Genomic DNA, 24,169 nt, shown 5'->3' on the forward strand with positions numbered 1-24,169 from the left:
TTATGCATATTTAGTTTAGATAAAACAGGTGCTTGAGAAATTGTAACTAAGTATACAAGTGTTCACTAATGTAATTGGTGTATTTTGCCATAGTAAAAGTAGGTGTGTAATTTTTAGCCAATATTGTTGGGCTTCAACGTGCTGAAAATGAGCACTTTTGTAGAAATCTTTAAAATTTTAGTCAGTTTGCCATGTATACAGAGCCTAAAAAAGACAAAACCCAAGTCATATGACTTGAGTTTTGTGAGTAAATGTAGTGAATTTATTCAGGATTTGAAATTTTTAAACCCGATAACCATGCTCGTAAAGAAGCAGGTTTTAATGGTTTTTTCAAAAGCACGATATTCATATCTTTGACCCGTTGTGGCAGTTCAGGATCTGAGTCTGCGGTAATCAAAGCGACCGGGACATTTTCTTGACGATTGGCCAAAATAAAGTCCAAACCAATTTTGTCATGATTTAAGTGCTGATCGACCAACCAGACCTGAATGCTTTCTTGCTGAATCATCTCAAAAGCCTGTTCAGGTTCAGTTGCTTTAAACACTTGATAACCCCATTTGGTGAGTAAAGTCGACATCCCTTCTAAAATGGTTTCATCATTGTCCAAGCACAAAATCTTATAGGCTTTGGTTTTGAGTGGAACTGCTTGTACAGGCGCTGCTACGACTTTTGGTGGGTCAATGATTGGTACTTCAATCATAAAGCATGAACCTTTGCCATACTCTGAATAGACATGTACTGGGTAGTCGAGCAGGCTGGTCATCCGCTGTACGATGGCCAAGCCCAAGCCAAGCCCTTGCTCACCCCATGGTGAGGTATGACCGCAGCGCTCAAACTCTTGGAATAGTTTGATTCGTTGTTCTTCTGCAATCCCGGGTCCTGTATCCCAAACTCCAATTCGAATATGGCGTGGTTTGTCCGTGGAGCGGAGTACGCCCACCACCACTTTGCCTTTGGCAGTGTAGCGTAGGGCATTACTGACAAAGTTCTGAATAATACGGCGAATCCATTGTGGGTCGGTATCTATCCAGAACTGAGCATCATGTACGCTGAAACGAATACCGCGCTGTGCTGCAATGGATTTAAACTGCAATTCGAGGTCACTGAGTAAATCATGCAGCGGATAAGCCTGACGGTTGGGTTGAATGGTGCCACCTTCAAGACGGGCAATATCCAACAGGGCAGACAACATACTTTCTGCACCGTGTAAGGCACGATCAAGCTGTTGTAAGGTTTTACGGTCTTCTTCACTTTGTACGCTTTGTTCTAAAGCTGTACTGAACAGACGCGCAGCATGCATCGGTTGCAATAAGTCATGACTGGCCGCGGCAATAAAGCGGCTTTTCGACATATTGGCTTTATCGGCTTGTTCACGTGCCAGTTGTTGTTCAGTCAATGCATCTGCTAACTGTTGAGTTCGGTCTTGGACACGCGCCTCCAGCATGGCTTCATTTTCACGGAAGGCGGTAATGTCGGCGAAGGTGGTGACAAAGCCGCCGCCTTCAATTGGATTGCCACGCATTTGAATGACACGACCATCTTTACGAATGCGTTCAAACTCGTGTGCGCTACCGACTTGCATCCAGTGCATCCGTTTCCGTACATGTTCTTCGACCGAACCCGGGCCACATTCGCCGCGCTCTGCGTTATACCGAATCAAATCGGAAATTGGACAACCGACATAGACAATGTCCTTCGGATAATCAAACAGTTTTAAATATTGGTTATTCCATGCCACCAAACACATATTTTCATCGACCACACTCACCCCTTGGGTCATGTGGTCAATCATGGTCATGATCAGGTTTTGATTAAAACGTTGCCACTGTGAGGCTTGGTCTAGAATGTTTGCCACTTGCCCCAAAGCGAGGCCATTGTTGACCATTGCGGTGGTGAGCAGGGTACGTGCCGATGCAGCACCAATAGTGCCTGCCAAATATTGTTCGGTAAAACGCCACCACATGCCGTTGGCATTGCTGTTTTCATTCAGCACCACATTGTTCTGGGCACAGAACTGTTGGAAAGCGCGCATAGTTGCGCCATCGCCTGTAATCCGTTTGGCTAAGGTAATTAAATCACCAACTTTTAAACGTGCAACATCGTGATGAATGTAGTTGATGTCTGTAGACGTATTCTGTGTTGGCAGTGGCTTAGTTTCATAATAGAAAAAGCTTTCTGCTTGAATTTGTTCGGCCACGCTGGGGCGGAAAATTCTGGAAATCCAAATGTATAAAATAATATTCAGACCGAGTGCCCACACTACTCCATGAGTGAGTGCGGCAAAGGATTCAAAACCGAGCAGGGCTTCAGGGCGTAACCAGTTAATGCCCATTGGCCCGAAATTGAGAAAGCTTTCGGTAAAGTGTGAATATTCAGCAGGTAAACTGCGCAGTACAGTGGGTAACAACAAGGTGTAGGCCCACATACCAAAACCGGCCAATAAACCTGCATAGACGCCTTGTTTACTGCCGCCACGCCAGTACAGACCACCTATGAGGGCAGGTGAGAACTGAGCCACCGCACTAAAGGCCAACAAGCCAAAGACTGAAAGTTGGTCAATGTCATTGAAAAAATGGAAGAACAAAAAGCCCAATAACATGACGGCTAAAATACAGACCCGACGGGTAAATTTAAGCACCAAGGGTAAGCGTTTATCGTGGCGGGACAGTAAATTGGTACGCCATAAGGCAGGCATGATCAAGTCATTACTGAGCATGATCGATAGCGCCACTGAAGACACCAACAGCATACCCGTAGAGGCAGAGAAGCCACCTAAAAAGGCCAATAGGGTTAACCAGTCTTGGCCATAGCTTAAAGGTAAAGACAAAACCGCTACATCGGGGATCGCTAAGTAACCTGGCGTTGCATGTAGCGCCCAACTGGCAATCGGAATAATGGCAATGATGGTCAAAACTAAATAGACTGCGAACCAGCGCCGTGCCCCACGAATATGTTTTTCATCACGCAATTCGACCACAGCAACGTGAAACTGACGCGGTAAGCAAATGATCGCGAGTCCAGCCAACAAGGTTTGAATCCAAAACGTATCGGGCACACCAATGAGTTGTACTTGATGGAAAGTCTCTGCAACATCCTTAGAGATTTGATGAATGTTTTCAGGTGCAGCAAACACGAAAAAGAGCGCGACACACAGCAAAGCAAACAGTTTGACAAAAGACTCGAAGGCAACCGCCAACATCAGACCGCCATGTTGTTCTGTATTGGCAATCTGTCTGGTCCCGAAAATCATGGCTAAAATGGCCAAGATACCAGTGAGGAACAGTACACCATTGGTGGTTGAAGCGATGCTGCCTGCGGTGGGCTCTAAAATCACCGCAGCACTGAGTGCAATAGCGCGTAACTGCAGGGCTAAGTAAGGAATAATCGCAATGACGGCGAGGATAGTCACCATTGAGGCCAAAGGCCCACTTTTACCATAGCGTGCAGCAACAAAATCGGCAATCGATGAAATAGCATGGTGCTGACGGACGCGGCCTAAACGACGCCAAATGTCATAGCCCAGTGCGACGAAAAGTAGTGGGCCAAGGTAGATCGGCAGAAAGATAATGCCTTCACGAACCGCTGCACCTGTTGCGCCATAAAAGGTCCAAGATGAACAGTAGACCCCTAAAGTTAAACTAAACAATAGCATGCGCCCACGCGTGCTCAAGCGACTGGCGTGTTTCTCACCAAAAAAGGCGCAGATAAAGAGTAAGACGATATAGAGGGCCAATACCCCGATAATGAGCCAGCTGTTCATTTTACCTAAAGTTTTTCCTTCATCTCGGCCATCATAGCGCATCTGGGATAGAGGCTGCTGAGCTTGTTTAAAATTTACAGACCAAAGTCTAAATTACAACCCATACAGAAGCTTGCTACTTTAGCAAATGTAATAATTCGAATTAAAAAATTGTATCTACGGTTGGATACGCACAGGAGTATGGTTATGGATGAGAGACAAGTAGAACAGATTCTACAAAATCCCAAATTCAAGGAAATGGTTAGTCGTAAAAGTAAACTGAGCTGGACACTGACAACTATTATGTTGGTTGTATACGTTGGTTTCATGTTGTTGGTCGGCTACAACAAAGAATTTTTAATGACTTCAGTCAGTGGTGGGGTGACCACGATTGGCATGCCATTGGGTCTAAGCATTATTGTATTGTCTTTCCTTTTATGTGGTGTGTATTCGTATATCTCGAATAACAAACTCGACGCATTAAATGAAGAAGCAATGCGTGAAGTCGAAGCCATTGCGCAAGAGAAAGGACAGCACTAATGAAATGGAATTCATTGAAAGCGCTTACAGTCGCTGCTATCGCACTGTTGACTTCGAGCCTAGCACTTGCAGGCCCAGATTTGGGTGAGGCTCAACAACAAGCGACAAACTGGCATGCAATTATCATGTTCGGTATCTTTGTCGGATTTACTTTACTCATCACCAAATGGGCAGCAAAACAAACCACCAACACTGCTGACTTCTACACAGCAGGTGGCGGGATTTCAGGTTTCCAAAATGGTTTAGCGATTGCGGGTGACTATATGTCCGCAGCGTCATTCTTGGGTATTTCCGCAATGGTTTTCAGTTCAGGCTTCGACGGCTTGCTGTATTCATTGGGTTTCATGGTCGGTTGGCCAATCGTATTGTTCTTAGTGGCTGAACGTCTACGTAACTTAGGTAAGTTCAACTTATCTGACGTAGTGTCATTCCGTTTAGCGGAAAAACCAGTGCGTACGCTTGCAGCAGTAAGTTCATTGGTTGTCGTTGCATTCTATCTGATCGCTCAGATGGTGGGTGCAGGTCAGCTGATCAAACTGTTATTTGGTTTGAACTACAACATTGCTGTAGTAATTGTTGGTCTTCTGATGATGGCTTACGTGATCTTCGGTGGAATGTTGGCAACGACTTGGGTACAGATTATTAAAGCTGTAATGCTTTTGTCTGGCGCGACATTCATGGCTTTCATGGTGATGAAAGGCGTGGGCTTCAGCTTCTCTGAAATGTTCACGCAGTCAATTCAAGTTTTCTCTAAAGTACATGACATTTCTTTAGCCGAAGCGGGCAATATCATGGGCCCAGGTAAACTTGCAGCGAACCCAATTGATGCCATTTCTTTAGGTTTGGCATTAATGTTCGGTACAGCGGGTCTACCACACATCTTAATGCGTTTCTTTACCGTTAAAGATGCTAAAGAAGCACGTAAATCAGTGGTTGTTGCAACAGGTTTCATTGGTTACTTCTACCTTTTAACTTTCATCATTGGTTTTGGTGCGATCCTTTATGTATCGAATAACCCACAGTTCATTGATGTCGCGAAAATGGCAGTAACGGGCAAACTAGAGCTTGTTGGTGGTAACAACATGGCAGCGGTTCACTTGTCTGATGCATTGGGCGGTGACTTGTTCATGGGCTTCATTTCAGCAGTGGCGTTCGCAACGATTCTTGCTGTTGTTGCAGGTCTGACCTTGTCAGGTGCTTCAGCAATCTCGCATGACTTGTACGCAAACGTATTCAAGAAAGGTCAAACGACTCCTGAATCTGAACTTCGTATGTCTAAAATCGCGACTTTAGGTCTTGCTATTTTTGCAATGATTTTAGGGATTCTGTTCGAGAAACAAAACGTTGCCTTCATGGTCGGTTTAGCATTCTCTGTAGCAGCATGTGCGAACTTCCCAGTGCTTGTACTGTCAATGTTCTGGAAAGGTTTAACCACGCGTGGTGCGGTGATTGGTGGTGTGATTGGTCTAACGACTGCGGTGGTACTCATTATCTTATCTAAAGCAGTTTGGGTAGATACATTCGCAATCTCTGAAACGCCAGTGAACCCATTCAATGGTCCAGCAATCTTTGCAATGCCATTGGCGTTCTTCTGCTGCTGGTTGTTCTCTGTGACTGATAACTCAGCACGTGCACAAGCAGAACGTAAAGCATTTGATGCGCAGTATGTACGTTCGCAAACAGGTATTGGTATTTCAGGCGCTTCAGATCACTAATCTGAACCTGAACTAAAAAAAGCCCCATTGATTGGGGCTTTTTTTATGGTGTTGATTCTCTTAACTGTGTTGGCTTTGAATGCTGAAAGACCTGATTGTGATATTCAGTACTCAAGCAGTACTCAAATTGTTGGGCAAAATGAATCGACTGACACGAATAAAAAGCATCGGTTTCAGTGGCTATTCATGCTAAGTTAAAAAAGCGAGAACAAGAACCAATCAAACTTGGCTTTGAAAACAACAGGCTGTATATGCAAGTATTTGTCGAATTTTGGAAAGGCTTCCGTCTACTACCTTCAGCATGGTTACTGCTGTTGCAATTTATTATGCTGATTTTGGCGCTGTTGAGCGGCCATAGCTTGTCCTTACGTGTATTGGTTTGGGGCTTAGGTGTTTTGGTCCTGTTACTCATTGCCAAGGTCATTCGTCAGACCCCCGTGTTCACCATTCTCGGCTTGAGTTTTGTTGGTGGGGCATTGTTCTTTTCCTTACTGATTTTACTGGGTGCGCGAGATCCGATGCTGTTGGTGATTAGCCATGCCTTTGAGGCGATGGCCTATTTTATTGCGGCCTATGGCTTGCTGCGCTATATGTTCGCAGACCGTTATTTGACCAAAGATGAGCTATTTGCTGCAGGGGCAGTGTTTACCCTTATTGCATGGGGTTTTGCCTTTTTATATAGCATTTGCCAGATTTTAGAACCCAATAGCTTTTTAAATCCCAATGTGGCGGGTGCACAGTCATGGCTCGATTTATTATTTTTAAGCTTTAGTTTGCAGTCGGCGACAGGTTTGTCCGATTTAATGCCACTGACACCGCTGGCCCGTATGATTGCGATGTTACAGATGTTTTGTGGGGTGATGTATTTGGCTTTAGTCGTCTCACGCTTGATTGCCTTGCAGTATATTCAGCATCGACCCAATGATCATAAAGAAAATTAAACTGTTACAGGATTCGCACTGCCTTATTTTTAGACATAAATTATGATGGAACAGAATCGTTAAATTTTAAGCTATTCATTCTTCACTCTTTATTAGACTCGTCTAATTAACCATTTTGGTTATATCTTTGTACTAAAAATAATTTTCTGGGGGAATTATGCCTTCCATAAAGCCATCGCTGTTTGCAAACATCAAACGGAATGTATTTCTCAGCACTGTCGTGATTCTGGTGCTTTTTCTGGCCTTGATTCTTTTTGACCCAAGTGGTTTTGAGGCTTTAACCAAACATTTAAATCAATGGATTATTGACTCATTTAGCTGGTTTTACGTTTTATCTGTCGCGTTATTTCTGATCTTACTGATCTTTATTGCACTCTCCGATATGGGGAAAATCAAACTCGGCCCTGATCATAGTCTGCCTGAATATAGCAGTGGTTCTTGGTTCGCCATGCTGTTTACCGCAGGGATGGGGATTGGTTTGATGTTCTTCGGTGTCGCTGAACCCGTGATGCACTATGTCAACCCGCCCACGGGAGACGGGCAAACCGTAGATGCCGCACAACAAGCGATGCGGATCACCTTTTTCCACTGGGGATTACATGCATGGGCCATTTATGCGCTTGTGGGGTTGTCGCTCGCCTATTTCTCTTTCCGACATAATTTGCCTTTAAAGGTTCGCTCTGCTTTATATCCTTTGGTGGGCAAAAAAATCTATGGTGCAACGGGAGATGCGGTTGATACCTTTGCAACCTTAGGCACTATTTTCGGGGTTGCTACCACACTTGGTTTTGGGGTGACCCAAATTAATTCGGGACTGAATTATCTTTTTGGTATCCAGCAAAGTATTGGTATTCAGGTCGGGCTAATCATTTTTGTCACTTTTTTAGCTTCGCTCTCAGTCGGGTTTGGTTTGGACAAAGGCATTAAACGGCTGTCTGAATTGAACTTGGTGCTGGCAGTGGTTTTACTGTTATTTGTGTTTTTTGCCAGTTCTTCCATTTATATCTTACAAACCAGTATTCAAAATGCAGGGCAATATGTATCTAATCTGTTCACGATGACCTTCAACCTGTATGCCTACCAACCCAATGGTTGGATTGGTGGTTGGACCATTATGTATTGGGCCTGGTGGATTTCATGGTCGCCTTTTGTTGGAATGTTTATTGCCCGAGTGTCTAAAGGTCGAACCATTCGCGAGTTCATTGTCGGGGTGTTGTTCATTCCAACAGGTTTTACCCTGATTTGGATGGGCTTCATGGGGAATGCAGCGCTGTTCAGTATTATTCAAGATGGGCACACTTCTTTAATCTCAGCGGTACAACAAGATTCATCCGTCGCACTGTTTGAATTTTTGACCCATTTACCTTTCTCTCAAATATCGAGCCTGATTGCGACCGTTCTGGTGGTGCTATTCTTTGTGACTTCAGCCGACTCAGGCTCATTGGTGATTGATTACTTAACCGCAGAAACAGAAAACTCACCCTTGTGGCAACGGCTATTTTGGACCATTTTGATTGCGTTACTGTCGATTATCTTACTGATGGCAGGCGGACTTTCAGCCTTGCAATCGGCCACAATTATGAGTGCCTTGCCCTTTACTCTGATTATGTTACTGGTCTGTTGGGGCTTACTGAAAGCATTGCGTTTGGATGTCACCAAAATGCGTGCACTACAAGATGCGCGAATCACGCCACGTGCGATTCAAAATCCACGCAGTTGGCAACAGCGTCTAGGTCTGATTATGCATTATCCGCATACCCAGTCTGAGGTCGAAGAGTTCATTGGCCAGCAGGTACAACATGCATTTTCAGCGGTACAAAAGGAATTTCAGCGCCGTCAGCTAGACGTGACCATTCAACCGATTGAGCATGGCTTGCAGTTACGTGTAGATCACCATAATGAAATTAACTTCATCTATCAGGTGGTTGCCCGTGAAACCCAGCCACCCAGTTTTATGGCAGATAGACTCGAAGAACAGCAGTTTTATCAAGCTGAAGTTTTCTTAAGAGAAGGTGGACAGAATTATGATGTGATGGATTGGACTTTAGATGATCTCTTGCAAGATATTATTGACCAATATGAGCGTCATTTACATTTCTTAAATTTAGTCAGAGCCACAAACTAAAAAAAGGACGCTTTAAGCGTCCTTTTTTTCTATTCAGTTTCTAAATTGAATTAGAAGCGGAATTTAGCGTTTACGCCAACAGTTTGTGTATCGAGATTCTCAGTATTGTCTTTAGCGTTAGCATTTACATAGCTTGCGCCTACAGCAACTGCTGGAGTGATGAAGTAGTTAACGTTTGCACCCCAAGCTGAATCTGGAGTACCAGCAAAGCTTGATTCAACATAAGAAGCGCCAACACTTAACGCAGGAGTTAAGTAAAGGTTAGTTTTAAGTTGGTAAGCGGTGTCTTCACCGTAAACAAGACCAGCTTCTAAGCCGAGCGCCATGTTTGTACCGTCGATGTTACCTACGTATTTAGTACGTGCAGTAATTGCATCTTGGTCATCACGAATCGTATCAGATTCTAAACCTGCACTAACAACACCGTTTGATAAGATATTGAATGCATCTAGAGAATATTGGTCTGCAACGCTGGTATAACCTACAGCAACCAAGAAGTTTGGAGCCGCTAAAGCACCCACTTCAAGTGCATAACGGTCGCCTTGACCTTCATCATCAGCTGACATGTCATTTTTTGCATCAGTTTTAGTATGGTTATAAGAAGCACTAGCATATACAGGAACAAACTGAGTTGGTACATATGCTTCAGCTTTAGCACCATAAGTATGAGTTTCTGTATTAAACCCATTGTCTTCATTATATTTAGTGTAGTTATATGCTACAGAAACATTAGATGCTTGGTTTAAAAACGCAGCTTCAGCTAAAGGACCTTTAGATGAATCAACATCTTTAAAGTAGAAAGTACCTTGAGCTGCACCAGTAAAGTTTTTGTCATTCGCAGTATTATCGATGTATTCAGATTGACCTTGTACTTCGAATTGGTATGCTTGAGCACCGGTCATGGCTAATAATAAAGCAGTGGCTAAACCGAGTTTTTTCATGATATTTACCAGATTGTTAACATTGGATTAAACTAAGGCTATTCTATTGTAACAATTTATTAAGTCAATGAACTCTAATGACATTATTAATTTGAGCAATTACTCTAATTATGCTTTAGATTAAAAAATGCTCGAATAAGCACATCTATGTCAACCAAAAAAAACTTACAGCAGAACAATAGGGTATATCGCTTTTGAAAACAGAGAATGCGCGATATTGAATTGTACTGAACTTGATTTACGATTGATAAATTAGATTGAAATAATAAGAATAAACGGTAAAAAAGTTAACTGAAATGCCTTAAACACAGGTGCATTTGTGATCCAAGTCTAGAATATGGTTATATTTAGCGCAAAAAACACAGTTTTTGCTTGCATAATGTACATATATCTTCTGTATTTGTGATAATTCTCACAATAATTATGCAATTATATTAATCCATAGTGCTTTGGTTGGCTTTACAATAGAGCAGATTTATTTCATAATAATTTTAGCGAATCATTTAACAATATTGTTGTTTTCTGAGAAGCTAATTCTCCTCAAACAGTTTTTGTTTATCTGCCCAACTTTCCCCAAGGTTGGGCTTTTTTTTATTTAAATTTTCGAGATCTTATTTTTTCTGAATAAAAATCTATTGGAATTTAATGCACAATAATGGTGCGAATTTGAGGCTATATTTTTCATTAAAAACTTTTATTTGAGCAAAAAAAAACCAACTTCTAAAAGAGGTTGGTTTTTTCCGCCAAAATTTGTGGGAAAATTAGAATATTTGCTGAGGATATACTCTAATTCGCCCCAATACTGTGCATTATGCACTTAAATGTTGCATGTGTAAATATAGGCACTTTAAAAAATGGGAATTAAAAATATTGAATGAAATTCACACTAAACATGAATATTATTAAGGATGGATTGACTCAGCTTTCATAGGTGCGTGAAAGTTTAGCCATGATTATTTGGGGATGATGAAATCTTAAAACGATGCAAAACAAAGAATTAATCACTTAAATACACGATATACTGTTCGTATAATAAACAGTTAATTTAGTTTTCTTTTATTTAGGAATGGGGGCGTGGTTGAAGTATGCGAGAAATACGCTCTGAGTATTTGAGTCAAAAGCTGTATATTGCAATGAGCATTATTATTTTGTCATTGTGCAGCTTATCCATTCCGTTGATAGTTAAAAGTTATCGTGATTACAACAAAACCAACCAAGCTTTAACTGAAATACAAGCCTTACAGGCTGTTGCAGACTTGGCCAATAAGATTTCACGAGAGCGTGCACCAGCCAACAAACTCATGTCGAGTAATCAACAAGACTTTGCCAAACACGTGCTTGAGTTAAAACTATATCGGCTCACGGTGGATGAGCAGATGAAAAAGACTTTAGAGGTTTTAAAGCACTCGAACCTCCCAAATTTAGATTTAAGTTTAGTTGACCGTTTAGATGAAGCTTTAATGCAAGGCAGACAACAGGTAGATGCCTATGCAGCTCTACCACGTGAGCAACGTAATGCCGAGACCATGGATCAAGCCATCCTAAAAATGTTTAGTGCTTGGGATCGTAGTCATGATGTTTTAAAAGACGTAATCGCTGTATCTGAAGGCAAAGACACCGCTGTTTCAAACTTCTATGTCCAAATTTTATTATTAGCGGACTTACGTGATCAGGCCGGTCGTGCTGCATCCAATGTGATGGCACATGTGGCTTTTAAACAACCGATTCCTGAAACCAATTTAGCGCGTTCTTTACAGACTCGGAGGCAAGTGATGTATTTGTGGGAACTCATTGATACCTTACAGCCCGAGCGTGATAAAACCGAAGAATTTAAAGTGCTGCATCAAGCGGTTTATAACGAGTTTTTAGCCAAAGGGCTATTAATCGTAGAGCGCTTGATGAATGAAAGTATTTACCATCGACCGTACTATTTAACAGGGACACAGTTAACTGAAGCAATCGTTGATAAATTTTCGACCGTGGTGGAATTGCAAAATTATTTACTCAAATATAGCGTTGAAAAAGCCATTATCGAAAAGCATAAAGCACAAAATATTTTGCTCACAACGGTGGGTATTTCACTGATTTCAATTTTTGCGGCACTGTTTACCATGATCTATGCGCGCAAGAGAGTGTTTAGTCCACTCATTCAAGCGCGTGAAATTCTGTTTGATTTATCCCATTCAAGTATTCGCCCCAACCCGATGGATACCAAAGATCAACCCGCCAATATGTATTCTTTATTTACAGCAATTCAGCAGTTAAAACAGACGCTTCAGCAGCGAGATGCGTTGGAGTTTCGACTCAAGAATATTGCGCATTTGGATTCATTAACCGGGGTTGCAAACCGTTATGCGCTGAATGAATACATTAAACTTTTGGAAAATCAGCCGACTCAGTTTTCGGAAACTTGTTTAATGGTGATCGATATCGATCATTTTAAACAGGTCAACGATGTGTATGGACATCTGATGGGGGATCAGGTGATTCAGTTTGTGGTTGAAAAATTAAAAGAAAATATTCGGACATCTGACTTGTTGGTACGTTACGGTGGCGATGAATTTATTGTGCTGATTGAAAATGTTGGAATGGAGCGCGCTTTAAAAATTGCGGAAAAGATTCGTTCTGAGATTTATGAAGCGAAGCCACTTGATAATGTACGTTGCCCTGATTTAAAAGTTAGTATTAGTATTGGGGTCGCAATTGGTGCGACCAGTTGGATGGCACTGTTAGAAAAAGCCGATCGTGCTTTGTTTCAAGCCAAAGAGCAGGGTAAAAATAAGGTGGCGAGTTGAGTTTATTTGTGAAATTCTTAGCTACTGGAAATATCAAAAAAACCAGGGTGATATAACTCAATAGAAGTCTGTGTTTAAATTAAATTTGATAATAATAGAAGGAGCTAAACGTGAGCGAAGGCTGTTTTTTTTGTCAGATGATTCAAAATAAAATACCTTGCCACGTCATTGATAGCAATGATGACTATATGGCTTTTTTGACTATCTTTCCAAATACATTAGGCGCAACGGTTGTGATCCCGAAAAAGCATTATGCAAGTTATGCTTTTGATTTAGATGATGATGTTTTAACTGGGTTAATACTCTATACCAAGAAAATTGCGAAAAAGTTAGATGGATTCTTTGAAGACGTTGGACGTACCGCAATGGTATTTGAAGGTTTTGGTGTCGATCATATACATGCAAAATTGTTCCCTATGCATGGAACTATGCAAGTGCATGAAAACTGGAAAGCTGTAAATTCTAATGTTGATAAATACTTTGAGCAGTACGAAGGCTATATTTCATCACATGATTTTCAGCGGGCAAATGATGAAGAGTTGGCTTTGCTTGCTGAGCAGATTCGAGCTTTTGAATAATAAGTTGAACGATTGGTATTAATGACTATCGTTTTAGAGCATCTTCGTACTGGATTGCTGGCATAATTGCTATTGTGTAGCGTTATCTCATTTTTACTGGGCAAAAGTGACAAAACCCACTTGTTTAACTAATGTTCAGTCCCTTGAGCATAGTCAAACAGGCGACATTCATGTCGCCTGTTATGTGGAAGGAGGAAATCCTCCCCCTCTTAAAGTGGGAGAATCCCAGAATCACTTCAACAACGGCTTCAAAAACTTCGCAGTATGTGAAACTTTAGATTTCACCACATGCTCAGGTGTACCTTGCGCAATAATCATCCCACCACCTGCACCACCTTCAGGGCCCAAATCAATCACCCAGTCAGCAGTTTTGATCACATCCAAATTATGCTCAATCACCACAATAGTATTGCCCTTATTACGAAGCTCATGGAGGATATCTAACAGTTTAGCAATGTCATGGAAATGTAGACCTGTAGTGGGTTCATCCAAGATATACAACGTTTTACCCGTATCACGTTTTGCCAATTCACGTGCTAATTTCACACGTTGCGCTTCACCACCTGACAGTGTCGTTGCAGACTGACCTAAACGAATATAGCCTAAACCGACTTGATTTAACGTTTCCAAACGACGGTGAATCACAGGAATCGCATCAAAGAAATGCATGGCATCTTCAACCGTCATATTCAGTACATCGGAAATATTCTTCCCTTTATACCCAACTTCTAAAGTTTCACGGTTATAGCGTTCACCATGACAGTTATCACACGGCACATACATATCAGGTAAAAAGTGCATAGCCACTTTGATCATGCCGTCACCTTCACAGGCTTCACAACGACCACCTTTCACGTTAAACGAGAAACGTCCCGCAGCATAACCACGTGCTTTGGCTTCAGGCGTTTGCGCAAACAATTCACGAATTGGGGTAAACAAACCCGTATACGTTGCAGGGTTAGAGCGAGGTGTACGACCAATCGGGCTTTGGTCAATATCAACCACTTTATCAAGGAATTGCAGACCATCAATTGAATCAAATTTTTCAGCCGTTAAAGTGGTTGCACCATTAAGCTGTGTTGCTGCTAAAGGCAATAAAGTACGATTAATCAACGTTGATTTACCTGAACCAGATACACCAGTCACACAGGTCATCACACCCAAAGGAATGGTTAAATCCACATTCTGTAGGTTATGACCCGCAGCACCCATCAATTTAATTTGTTCTTCAGGCTTTGGTGGTTCAGTACGTTTTTTCGGTACTTCAATTTTCAGTTTGCCTGATAAATATTGACCCGTGAGAGATTCACTATTCGCAAGGATTTCATCATAAGTCCCTTCAGCAATCACATGACCACCATGAATACCAGCACCAGGGCCAATATCGATAATATGATCTGCTGCACGAATCGCATCTTCATCATGCTCAACGACTAAAACAGTATTCCCCAAATCACGTAAGCGGACTAAGGTTTCTAATAGACGATCATTATCACGTTGATGCAGACCAATCGACGGTTCATCGAGGACATACATCACACCCATCAAACCTGCGCCGATTTGCGAAGCCAAACGAATACGTTGCGCTTCACCACCAGACAAGGTTTCTGCTGAACGAGAAAGACTTAAATAATTCAAACCAACAGAGACTAGAAAGTGCAGGCGCTCACGAATTTCTTTAAAGATTTTATCGGCAATTTCGCCTTTTGCGCCATCAAGATTTAAATCTTGATAATAACTTTCAGCATCACCAATCGACATTTTGGTAATTTGGGCGATGGTTTTATCTTTTACTCGAACATGACGTGAAATTTCATTTAGACGTGATCCACCGCAAGCATCACAGGCCGCATTAGACAGGTACTGTGCCAAATCATCACGAACATAGTTTGACTCTGTTTCACGATAGCGACGTTCTAAATGTGGCAAAATTCCTTCAAAAGGTTGTACACGATTATGTTTACGACCCCGTTCGTCGATATAACTTAAATCAACTTTTTCTTTGCCTGTGCCGTAGAGAAATTTCTTTTTGGTGTCGGCATCCAGTTCATTCCAAGGCGTATCCAAAGAAAAGCTAAAATGCTCAGCCACTTTTTCAATCATGCTGTAGTAGTACGGACGTTGTCTGTCCCAACCACGAATAGCGCCTTGGCTAATCGACACATCAGGACTTGGAATGAGTTTTTCGGCACTAAAATGGCTACGAGTCCCTAAACCATCACAGGTTGGGCAGGCACCAAAGGGATTGTTAAATGAAAATAAACGGGGCTCAAGTTCTGCAACAGCGCGGTCACATTCTGGACATGAGTGTTTAGCTGAAAAGACCCGATCTGGGTGTTCACCGTTCATCCACGAAAGAATCGCAATATCACCGCCCAAACGTAGAGCCGTTTCCAAAGACTCTGCAATGCGGTTGCCGAGGTCATCACGGACTTTAAAACGATCCACCACCACTTCAATGGTGTGTTTTTTCTTTTTATCGAGTTCTGGAATTGGGTCGAGATCAACAATCTCACCATCGACGCGCGCCCGTACAAAACCTTGACTTTGTAGCTGTTCAAACAGGTTGGAATATTCACCTTTACGCTCACGCACCACAGGTGCAAGCAGCATCAGCGCTGTCCCTTCATCCAATCCTTTTACGGCATCGACCATTTCCGATACGGTCTGTGCCACCATCGGCAAATCATGCTCTGGGCAAAATGGCGTACCGACACGTGCGTAGAGTAGACGTAAATAGTCATAAATTTCGGTAATGGTGCCCACCGTAGAGCGTGGGTTATGGCTGGTTGACTTCTGTTCAATCGCAATGGCAGGGCTTAAACCTTCAATTGAGTCAACTTCAGGTTTTTCCATTTGTGATAAGAACTGGCGCGCATAGGCCGAGAGCGATTCGACATAACGACGCTGGCCTTCGGCGTACAGCGTATCAAATGCAAGCGATGACTTACCTGAACCAGAAAGTCCCGTGATCACCACGAATTTGTCGCGGGGAATATCAAGGTTCACATTTTTTAAGTTATGGGTACGTGCGCCTCGAATACGGATATGACTTTGGCTCATAAAACTATCTCGAAATTGTGCAGATGAAGGAGGTATATGATAACGACTTATGCTTTATTCAAGTGTTAAACATGATTTTATAGCGACAAATCATGTCGGCCAAAAGAAAAGTGATGCTGCTAAACTGTAGCTAGATTTCAGTGTTGAAACAAGTCTCAAGCTATCGATATTGGCTGCGACTGAAGATAGAAAGATGTTTACGCATTGCGTAAAAAAGAGTGGATCTCCCATTCGGCGCAGCGCAAAAGTTGCATCATGGTTGTGCTATTTTTGGTTTGCCATACGCCTTCAGGGATAGAGTGTTGTAGTGTTTGCAGCATTTAACATGCTAGCGCATAACGACGTTCAAAGATTGAATCGACCGTCTCAAAAGCAAAGGGACGGATAATGTCATGATGAAGACGGGCATAGAAATTGACTTTGTGCTCAAGAGTTTGCAAGAAGGCATCGTAGTCATTTTCAAAGTCTGGTAGGTCGAGTAAGTCTTGTTCTCGACTTAAAACGCAATGATATTTTTTAATAAACGCCAACATCAATTTTTGAATATGTGGATTGGTATAATAAATGAGATAGGTCGCGGCAGAACCGCAGTGTAAACAGCCTTTTTCAAGGTAAATTTCTTCGTTATTTAGCCAGCAACATTGTACGGTGAAAAATGCACGAATGGCTTCAGTACCAAGAGTATCCGGATGCATGAGAACGGCCCTCGAAAGTTAATTATGCAAATGATAATTATTATCATTACTAGAGTTTAGTTTTAAATGCTTAAAATAGCAATCGCGCCTTCTGAAAAAATACGATATTCGGTCAATAAAAAGCCCTGAAGGTTTCAGGGCTTTTTGGATCATTTTCGCTTTTAAGCGTGGTCTAAACCGAGCCATTGCTGCTGTTTATAAGCGCTGTCCCAGAACAACCATTCCAGTTCAGCCCCTTTACGGTAGGCTTTATGCATTTTCTCAATAGTGTCTGCATCGCAACGCGCAGCCACTTTATCGATGGTTGCAATTACATTACGTACTGCTTGGTTGAATTCTTCACCTGCGTAAGTATCAATCCACGCTTGGTACGGGTTGTTGGCGATAGAGTTACCCACAATGTCTTTACCGACTTCAGCATAAATCCAAAAACAAGGTAAGAGCGCTGCTAACACCACAGGGTAGCTTTCAGACCATGCTGTTGCCGTTAGAAATGAAGTGTAATGGTGACATGCCAAAGTCAGAGGTGTTTCTTCAAACTGTTGTTTTGAAATATCAAAATTTTTCATAAAGCCATCATGCAAACTGCGTTCCACCACAATCGCTTCTTTGGCTCCTTGGCTAAACTGGATAATGTCATCGGCCTCATACGCTTTGGCACCACACACCGCTAAAGCACGACCATAAGCCACCAAGTAGTGCGCATCTTGAATCACATAATGACAAAATGCTTCTTTATTAAGTGTGCCTGAAGCCAATTCTTGGTTAAAAGGTAAAGCCAGTGTTTTTTGATATAAGTCGACATTACGTTGCCAAACGTCTTGAGAAAAAGCCATGATTAGATCCTGAGGGAAGCCAAAATATGGGCAAGACTATAACAACAGTTTGCGCGGAACAACAATCCATCTCCGTACATCGGTGAGATAAGTAAAAATTAACGAAGATGTTTTGGTTTCAGACTTAAAAAGCGTCATAATTGCGGCCATAAAACTCAACCTGTTTTTTTAAGTTTTCGTTCATCTCCAAATTTTTTATAGGTCGATCTGTCATGATGAAACATTTTGGTTTCTCTATCATTTTTACGATCGTGTGTCTTGCGTTATCTGCGTACTGGGGTTTTACCCATGGACCAGAAGCGGGCTTAAAGACCATGTTTACTGCTTTGACCATTACTGCAATTTTAGCGGTGATGGAGGTCTCGCTATCTTTTGATAATGCCGTGGTCAATGCATCTGTGTTACGTGGCTGGGATCATTTCTGGAAAACGTTGTTCCTGACGGTGGGTATTTTAGTCGCTGTATTTGGTATGCGTTTAATCTTCCCTGTCGCAATTGTGGCGGTAACTGCAGATATGGGCTTTGTTGAAGTCGTACAACTGGCTTTGAATGATCCAAAAACCTACTCGCAACGTCTGATGGATCATCACCCTGAAATTGCTGCGTTTGGTGGTGCATTCTTGTTACTCGTGTTCTTAAACTTCTTTTTAGATGAAGAGAAAGATACACACTGGTTCCGCTGGTTAGAACGTCGTTTGACCAACTTAGCCAATGTTCCTGCAATGTCGGTATTCCTTGCACTGATTGCACTTTTGGTGATGGCGGCCAATGTCGATGAAGCCAAACGTCTGGTGGTGACCATGGCGGGAATCTGGGGCATCGTGGTTTATATTGGCGTACAAGTCTTGAGTCATTTGTTGGGTGGTGAACCTGAAGTTGATGAAGATGGCAATGCAGTTACGCATGATGCCAATGGCGCAACCACAGGGGTAGTCAAAGCAGGTATTGGTGGTTTCTTATACCTAGAAGTACTTGATGCATCGTTCAGTTTTGATGGCGTAATTGGCGCGTTTGCGATTACTTCGGATGTCGTGATTATTATGCTGGGTCTCGCGATTGGTGCGATCTTCGTGCGTTCGATGACCATTTACTTGGTCGAAAAAGGGACTTTGGATGCCTATGTTTTCCTTGAGCATGGTGCACACTACGCGATTGGTGCTTTAGCATTCATTATGCTGGCAAGTGGTACAGGTCTACATGTACCAGAAGTCGTCACAGGCTTAATTGGTGTGGCCTTTATTGTTTGGGCTGTTATTGCTTCTATTCAATACAAAAAACATCAAGCCGCTTAAAGCAGATTGCTTTAAACCGCGGAAAAGCGCAGCTCAGGCTGCGCTTTTTGTTTTTCAGATCAGGAAGGCTTTTATTAAACATAAAATTCATGCCGCTAGTCGGATTGAATAGCCTATAATCTTGATCCAAGATTAATTCAATACAGTCTGTCCTCGTTTATGATGAATGCTTTAGAACGTCGTTCAACTTTTGCCTTAAGCAGTATTTTTGCCTTACGCATGTTGGGTTTGTTCATGATCATCCCTGTATTTTCTGTAGCAGGGCAGACCTATGAATATGCAACGCCTGCGTTGCTCGGTTTGGCTGTGGGGATTTATGGCTTAACACAGGCCATTTTACAGATTCCTTTTAGCTTGATTGCCGACCGTTATAGCCGTAAGCCTTTGGTGGTTTTTGGGCTACTCCTGTTTGCTTTGGGCGGTGCAATTGCAGCGATGTCAGACACTATTTATGGGGTGATTATTGGTCGTGCCATTGCGGGTGGTGGTGCAGTGTCTGCGGTGGTGATGGCACTACTGGCGGATGTGACCCGTGAAGAAAACCGTATGAAAGCCATGGCAACCATGGGCATGAGTATCGGGGTTTCTTTTGCTGTGGCTTTTAGTTTGGGGCCGTGGCTTACGGGTTTAGTGGGTATTTCAGGATTATTCTGGGTAACGACCATCATGGGTTTGGCAGCTATTTCGATGCTGTTTTTGGTGCCCAAAGTCACCCGCCATCACCGTAATTATCAACAAGGTTATTTGGCTCAGCTCAAACAAGTCTTAAAAATGGGCGATCTGAACCGTCTGCATGTATCGGTGTTTAGCTTACATTTATTGCTGACGGCAATGTTTATTTATGTCCCATCGCAACTCATCGACTTTGCAAAAATTCCACTAAATTCGCATGGCTGGGTGTATTTACCGCTGTTGGTGATTAGCCTATTTTTTGCCTTTCCAAGTATTGTGTTGGCTGAAAAATATCGCAAAATGCGAGGCATCTTTTTAACGGCTATTGGCGGCATTATTTTAGGTTTAGGCATCCTAATTTTTGGCTTTGAGTCGAAGTATATTTTGCTGACAGGTTTGGGCTTATTCTTTATTGCTTTTAACGTCATGGAAGCGTTGCTGCCGTCATGGTTATCGAAAGCTGCGCCAATTCAGTCTAAAGCCACCGCGATGGGCGTAAATGCCAGCAGCCAGTTTTTAGGCGCATTCTTTGGTGGTGTCACAGGCGGTCAGTTGCTGCTGTTAAACAATACAGCCTTGGGCTGGAGCATCCTGACTGGACTTGCGATTGTTTGGTTATTGATTAGTTTTGGCTTGGCACAACCGCGCTATTTGTCTTCGATGGTATTGCGTTTACCTGAACATAAACAAACGGACGAATGGACTTCACAGCTTTTAGCGATTCGTGGTATTGAAGAGGTCGTGGTGATGTCTGATCAGCAAGTAGCGTATGTAAAAGTCGATAAGCAGCAAATAGATGATGCTACGCGACAAGATTTAACGCAGTTGTTGGGGAAAGAGGTAGCCATTTAAGCATAACTCTTATAAAGTAAATAATAGAAATAGATAGGAAGTAAACATCAGATGCGCGGTGTAAATAAAGTTATTTTAGTGGGCACATTAGGCCGAGATCCAGAGACGAAAACTTTCCCAAACGGTGGTTCGTTGACCCAGTTTTCAATTGCAACGAGCGACTCTTGGACAGACAAAAGCACCGGTGAGCGTAAAGAGCAAACCGAATGGCACCGTATTGTGTTACACAACCGTCTAGGTGAAATTGCGCAACAATACCTACGTAAAGGTTCGAAAGTTTATATTGAGGGTTCACTGCGTACTCGTCAGTGGACAGATCAAAATGGTCAAGAACGCTACACCACAGAAATTCGTGGTGAGCAAATGCAGATGCTCGACAACAACCGTCAGCAAGGCGAGCAAATGCAAGGCGGAAATGATGGTTATGCACAACCACGTTTCAACAATAACCAAGGTGGTGGTTATAACAATAACAACAACCAAGGCGGTTATGGCGGTAATCCAGCAGCGGGTAATAGCAACAACCAACAAAGTGGTTATGCGAACAATAACCCAAGCGGTTTTGCACCAAAGGCGGCTCCTCAGTCAGCGCCTGCGGCAGCACCAGCAGATATGGATGATGATCTTCCGTTCTAACTTGTGCAATATCTAAATATTGTATGAAGTGAAAAAGAACTTGATTTATATCAAGTTCTTTTTTTATGGCTAGGCAAATTTGGTATTTAAAAAGAGCTTTATAGAATAAAAATGTTCAGCTAATACGAGTGACAGAGCATACTTTTTCTCTCTATAAAAAAGGGACCTCTGATGAGATCCCTTTTTAAAAATACGAAATGCTAATAAATCATGATAAAGATTGCTGAGGATGAACCATATTTTTGATTGATAGCACATCAGCCAAAAGTTGATCAGACAATAGGTTTTCAGCTTTAATTAAAGCCAATACACTTTGACCAGTTTCATTGGCTTGTTTTGCAATACGAGTCGTTGTTTCATAGCCCAAATAGGGGTTGAGTGCAGTAATAATGCCGATTGAATTATCTACATTTGCCTGACAGTGTTCAGCATTGGCACGGATGTTTTCAATACATTTGTATTGGAACATTTGCATCGCTTTACCCAACAAATCGATCGATTCGAACAGTTTAAAAGCAATTAACGGCTCCATCGCATTGAGCTGTAACTGACCTGCTTCGGCCGCCAAAGTAATGGCCAAATCATTTGCAATCACTTGAAAACACACTAAATTCATTGCTTCTGGAATAACAGGGTTCACTTTGCCAGGCATAATTGAGCTGCCCGGTTGACGCGGTTCCAAATGGATTTCATTCAGACCAGTACGAGGGCCACTAGAAAGCAAACGCAGGTCATTGGCAATTTTTGAGAGTTTAGTCGCGGTACGTTTTAAGAAGCTCGATAATAAAACGAAATCCCCCATATCTGAGGTTGCTTCGATTAAATCAGGTGAACTGCTGATCTGCTTTTGGGTAATTTCAGACAACGCTGCGATGGCATATTCACGATACTTAACTTCGGTATTGATGCCTGTTCCAATTGCTGTTCCGCCCAAATTTACAACACTTAAAGCAGACGGCATGATGTCATTGAGCTTGTTTAAATCATTTTGTAAGGTATTTGCAAATGCGCCAAATTCTTGGCCCAAGGTCATTGGAACGGCATCTTGCAATTGGGTACGACCCATTTTTAAGATATGCGAAAACTCATCTGATTTATTCTTAAAACTTTGAATTAAATTTTGAAACGGGCTATTCAATTGCTCAATTGCAAAAATTAAACCCACTTTAATTGCCGTTGGATAGACGTCATTGGTTGACTGAGACATATTAATATCATTATTTGGATGTAAATATTGATATTCACCTTTTAAATGATCTAAATGTTCTAATCCAATATTAGCCAGTACTTCATTGATATTCATATTGGTGGATGTTCCCGCACCACCTTGAATCATATCAATTGGAAATTGGTCATGATATTTATAATTAATAATTTGTTCACATGCATACTGAATAGCATTGTATTTATTTTCTTCAAGTTTATTGATTTTAAAGTTAGCTTCTGCGCATGCAGCTTTAACCATTGCAAGGGCATTAATAAAAACAGGGAATTGATTGAGTTTATTTGGACTTAAATTAAAGTTCTCTAAAGCTCTTAAAGTTTGTACACCATAATAGCAATGAGCAGGAATTTCTTTATGTCCTAATAAATCCTTTTCAACGCGTGTGTTAATCTTAATGTTCATTTAAATAGACTCTAATCTCGAATAAATCGATATTAAAGTGCGCACGGTTTTTTTTCTAATGTAAAAATATATTACTACATGCATTTTTTGCATAATAGATTATAATTGATCAAAGGATGAGTGAAGAATGAGTTATGACTTTAGAAATTCGATGGATTGAAGATTTACTTGCGTTAGAGCAAGAAAAATCGATATCTCAAGCAGCAGCTCTACGACATGTCACGCAGTCTGCCTTTACGCGCAGAATTCAGAATATTGAAAACTCATTGGGTTTCCAAATTTTGAAAAGATATAGTAAAAATATTGATTTCACAGAAGCAGGCCAAGTTTTACTTGCTTCGGCAAAAAACATACAAAATCAACTCACTACAACAATAAAATATTTAGAAAAGAATGTGAAACATGATGAGTTAACCGTCAAGTTTGCAGTGTCACACTCGCTCATTACCCAGTTTTTCCCCCGCTTTATTCATGAGTTAGCGATGGATATGACGGACTTAAAATTGGAAATTATTGCCTCAAATTTCAAACAGGGGATGCGCTTATTAAAAGATGGCTCGTGTGATTTTTTAATCAGTTATTGTGATCAAAAAACATTAGAACAATTCGATCGTTCTTTGTTCGAATTTCATAAAATTGTTGAAATGGAAATACTCCCTGTAACGGCGTTAGATCATGACGGAACTGCCAAATATTCACTCGATCAGTCATTTCCTTTGTTGTCTTATAGTAAACAAGCATATTTAAGAAACTGTGTGGATGAAGCGATTGAAAATAAGTTGGATTATAGAACTTTATATGAGACTGATAATGCAGGTGATTTAAAAGAGTTGGTATTACAAGGTTTAGGTGTGGCATGGCTGCCTAAATTATTGGTTGAAAGAGAAATCCAAGAAAATAAATTAAAAGTACTGGACGGTAAGCAGTACTATTTATTTCAAGATGTCTATCTGGTTAAACGAGAAATGTCATTTTCAAATCGAATTAATTATATTTGGAATATTTTAATTCAGAAAAATAAATAATTGGATTTTATGAATTATTTTAGTTAATCGTTGTTAATAATAAATATGGTGATTTTATGAATAGTAAATAAAGGACTTTACTTACTATTTAAAAATC

The 24,169-nt window shown here is 41.5% G+C and carries 16 protein-coding genes; 10 read left to right on the forward strand and 6 right to left on the reverse strand.

All coding sequences use genetic code 11. The annotated features are described in order from the left end of the window. Window positions 1-262 precede the first annotated feature (262 nt). Entirely contained in the window at window positions 263-3,760 is a 3,498-nt protein-coding gene (locus tag HYI04_RS00640; RefSeq protein WP_178895796.1) for a PAS domain-containing hybrid sensor histidine kinase/response regulator, read from the reverse strand. Between the two features lie 186 nt (window positions 3,761-3,946). Between HYI04_RS00640 and HYI04_RS00645 the strand changes: the two genes are divergently transcribed. The 4 genes from HYI04_RS00645 (at window position 3,947) to HYI04_RS00660 (ending at window position 9,060) form a co-directional block, all read left to right on the forward strand. Then, window positions 3,947-4,279: a DUF485 domain-containing protein gene (locus HYI04_RS00645; RefSeq protein WP_058870483.1), complete on the forward strand. Its 333-nt coding sequence runs from the start codon at window positions 3,947-3,949 to the stop codon at window positions 4,277-4,279. Next, window positions 4,279-5,994, forward strand: a complete 1,716-nt coding sequence (locus tag HYI04_RS00650; protein WP_178895760.1) for a cation acetate symporter — start codon at window positions 4,279-4,281, stop codon at window positions 5,992-5,994. The genes HYI04_RS00645 and HYI04_RS00650 overlap by 1 nt, the downstream gene beginning before the upstream one ends. Window positions 5,995-6,245: 251 nt before the next feature. After that, a complete protein-coding gene (locus tag HYI04_RS00655) occupies window positions 6,246-6,935 on the forward strand; it encodes an ion channel (protein ID WP_004691682.1) in 690 nt (229 codons plus the stop codon). 157 nt (window positions 6,936-7,092) lie between these two features. Beyond that, entirely contained in the window at window positions 7,093-9,060 is a 1,968-nt protein-coding gene (locus HYI04_RS00660) for a choline BCCT transporter BetT (protein WP_062032021.1), read from the forward strand. A gap of 50 nt (window positions 9,061-9,110) precedes the next feature. Here the strand turns inward: HYI04_RS00660 and omp33-36 are convergent, their stop codons facing one another. Further along, window positions 9,111-10,001 carry a porin Omp33-36 gene (gene omp33-36 / locus HYI04_RS00665; RefSeq protein WP_178895761.1) on the reverse strand — a complete coding sequence of 297 codons (891 nt, stop codon included), beginning with the start codon at window positions 9,999-10,001 and terminating at the stop codon, window positions 9,111-9,113. Between the two features lie 1,085 nt (window positions 10,002-11,086). Between omp33-36 and HYI04_RS00670 the strand changes: the two genes are divergently transcribed. Then, window positions 11,087-12,796 (forward strand): GGDEF domain-containing protein, encoded by a 1,710-nt coding sequence (locus tag HYI04_RS00670; RefSeq protein WP_178895762.1) that lies wholly within the window; start codon window positions 11,087-11,089, stop codon window positions 12,794-12,796. Window positions 12,797-12,933: 137 nt separating this feature from the next. Continuing rightward, entirely contained in the window at window positions 12,934-13,374 is a 441-nt protein-coding gene (locus HYI04_RS00675; RefSeq protein WP_171518889.1) for an HIT family protein, read from the forward strand. A 231-nt stretch (window positions 13,375-13,605) separates the two neighbouring features. On the opposite strand, the gene uvrA is transcribed toward HYI04_RS00675, so the two are convergent. The 3 genes from uvrA to tenA all read right to left on the reverse strand — a co-directional run bounded on the left by uvrA (window position 13,606) and on the right by tenA (window position 17,968). Next, a complete protein-coding gene (gene uvrA / locus HYI04_RS00680) occupies window positions 13,606-16,437 on the reverse strand; it encodes an excinuclease ABC subunit UvrA (RefSeq protein WP_178895763.1) in 2,832 nt (943 codons plus the stop codon). A gap of 320 nt (window positions 16,438-16,757) precedes the next feature. Next, complete coding sequence (locus HYI04_RS00685; protein ID WP_159152714.1) at window positions 16,758-17,132, reverse strand: hypothetical protein; 375 nt, start codon at window positions 17,130-17,132, stop codon at window positions 16,758-16,760. Window positions 17,133-17,293: 161 nt separating this feature from the next. Continuing rightward, window positions 17,294-17,968, reverse strand: coding sequence for a thiaminase II (gene tenA / locus HYI04_RS00690; protein ID WP_004691671.1), 675 nt, complete (start codon window positions 17,966-17,968; stop codon window positions 17,294-17,296). A gap of 212 nt (window positions 17,969-18,180) precedes the next feature. On the opposite strand from tenA, the gene HYI04_RS00695 reads away from it, so the two are divergent. The 3 genes from HYI04_RS00695 (at window position 18,181) to ssb (ending at window position 21,420) form a co-directional block, all read left to right on the forward strand. After that, entirely contained in the window at window positions 18,181-19,260 is a 1,080-nt protein-coding gene (locus tag HYI04_RS00695; protein WP_058870674.1) for a DUF475 domain-containing protein, read from the forward strand. A gap of 159 nt (window positions 19,261-19,419) precedes the next feature. Continuing rightward, window positions 19,420-20,784: an MFS transporter gene (locus tag HYI04_RS00700; RefSeq protein ID WP_004978200.1), complete on the forward strand. Its 1,365-nt coding sequence runs from the start codon at window positions 19,420-19,422 to the stop codon at window positions 20,782-20,784. A gap of 51 nt (window positions 20,785-20,835) precedes the next feature. Further along, window positions 20,836-21,420, forward strand: a complete 585-nt coding sequence (gene ssb / locus HYI04_RS00705; RefSeq protein ID WP_004691666.1) for a single-stranded DNA-binding protein — start codon at window positions 20,836-20,838, stop codon at window positions 21,418-21,420. A gap of 208 nt (window positions 21,421-21,628) precedes the next feature. On the opposite strand, the gene HYI04_RS00710 is transcribed toward ssb, so the two are convergent. Further along, window positions 21,629-23,047 carry an aspartate ammonia-lyase gene (locus HYI04_RS00710; protein WP_178895764.1) on the reverse strand — a complete coding sequence of 473 codons (1,419 nt, stop codon included), beginning with the start codon at window positions 23,045-23,047 and terminating at the stop codon, window positions 21,629-21,631. A gap of 134 nt (window positions 23,048-23,181) precedes the next feature. Between HYI04_RS00710 and HYI04_RS00715 the strand changes: the two genes are divergently transcribed. After that, complete coding sequence (locus HYI04_RS00715; protein WP_148825348.1) at window positions 23,182-24,072, forward strand: LysR substrate-binding domain-containing protein; 891 nt, start codon at window positions 23,182-23,184, stop codon at window positions 24,070-24,072. Window positions 24,073-24,169 lie beyond the last annotated feature (97 nt).

The sequence above is a fragment of the Acinetobacter sp. SwsAc2 genome (assembly GCF_013391465.1).
In the GTDB taxonomy this organism is placed as follows: Bacteria; Pseudomonadota; Gammaproteobacteria; order Pseudomonadales; family Moraxellaceae; genus Acinetobacter; species Acinetobacter johnsonii.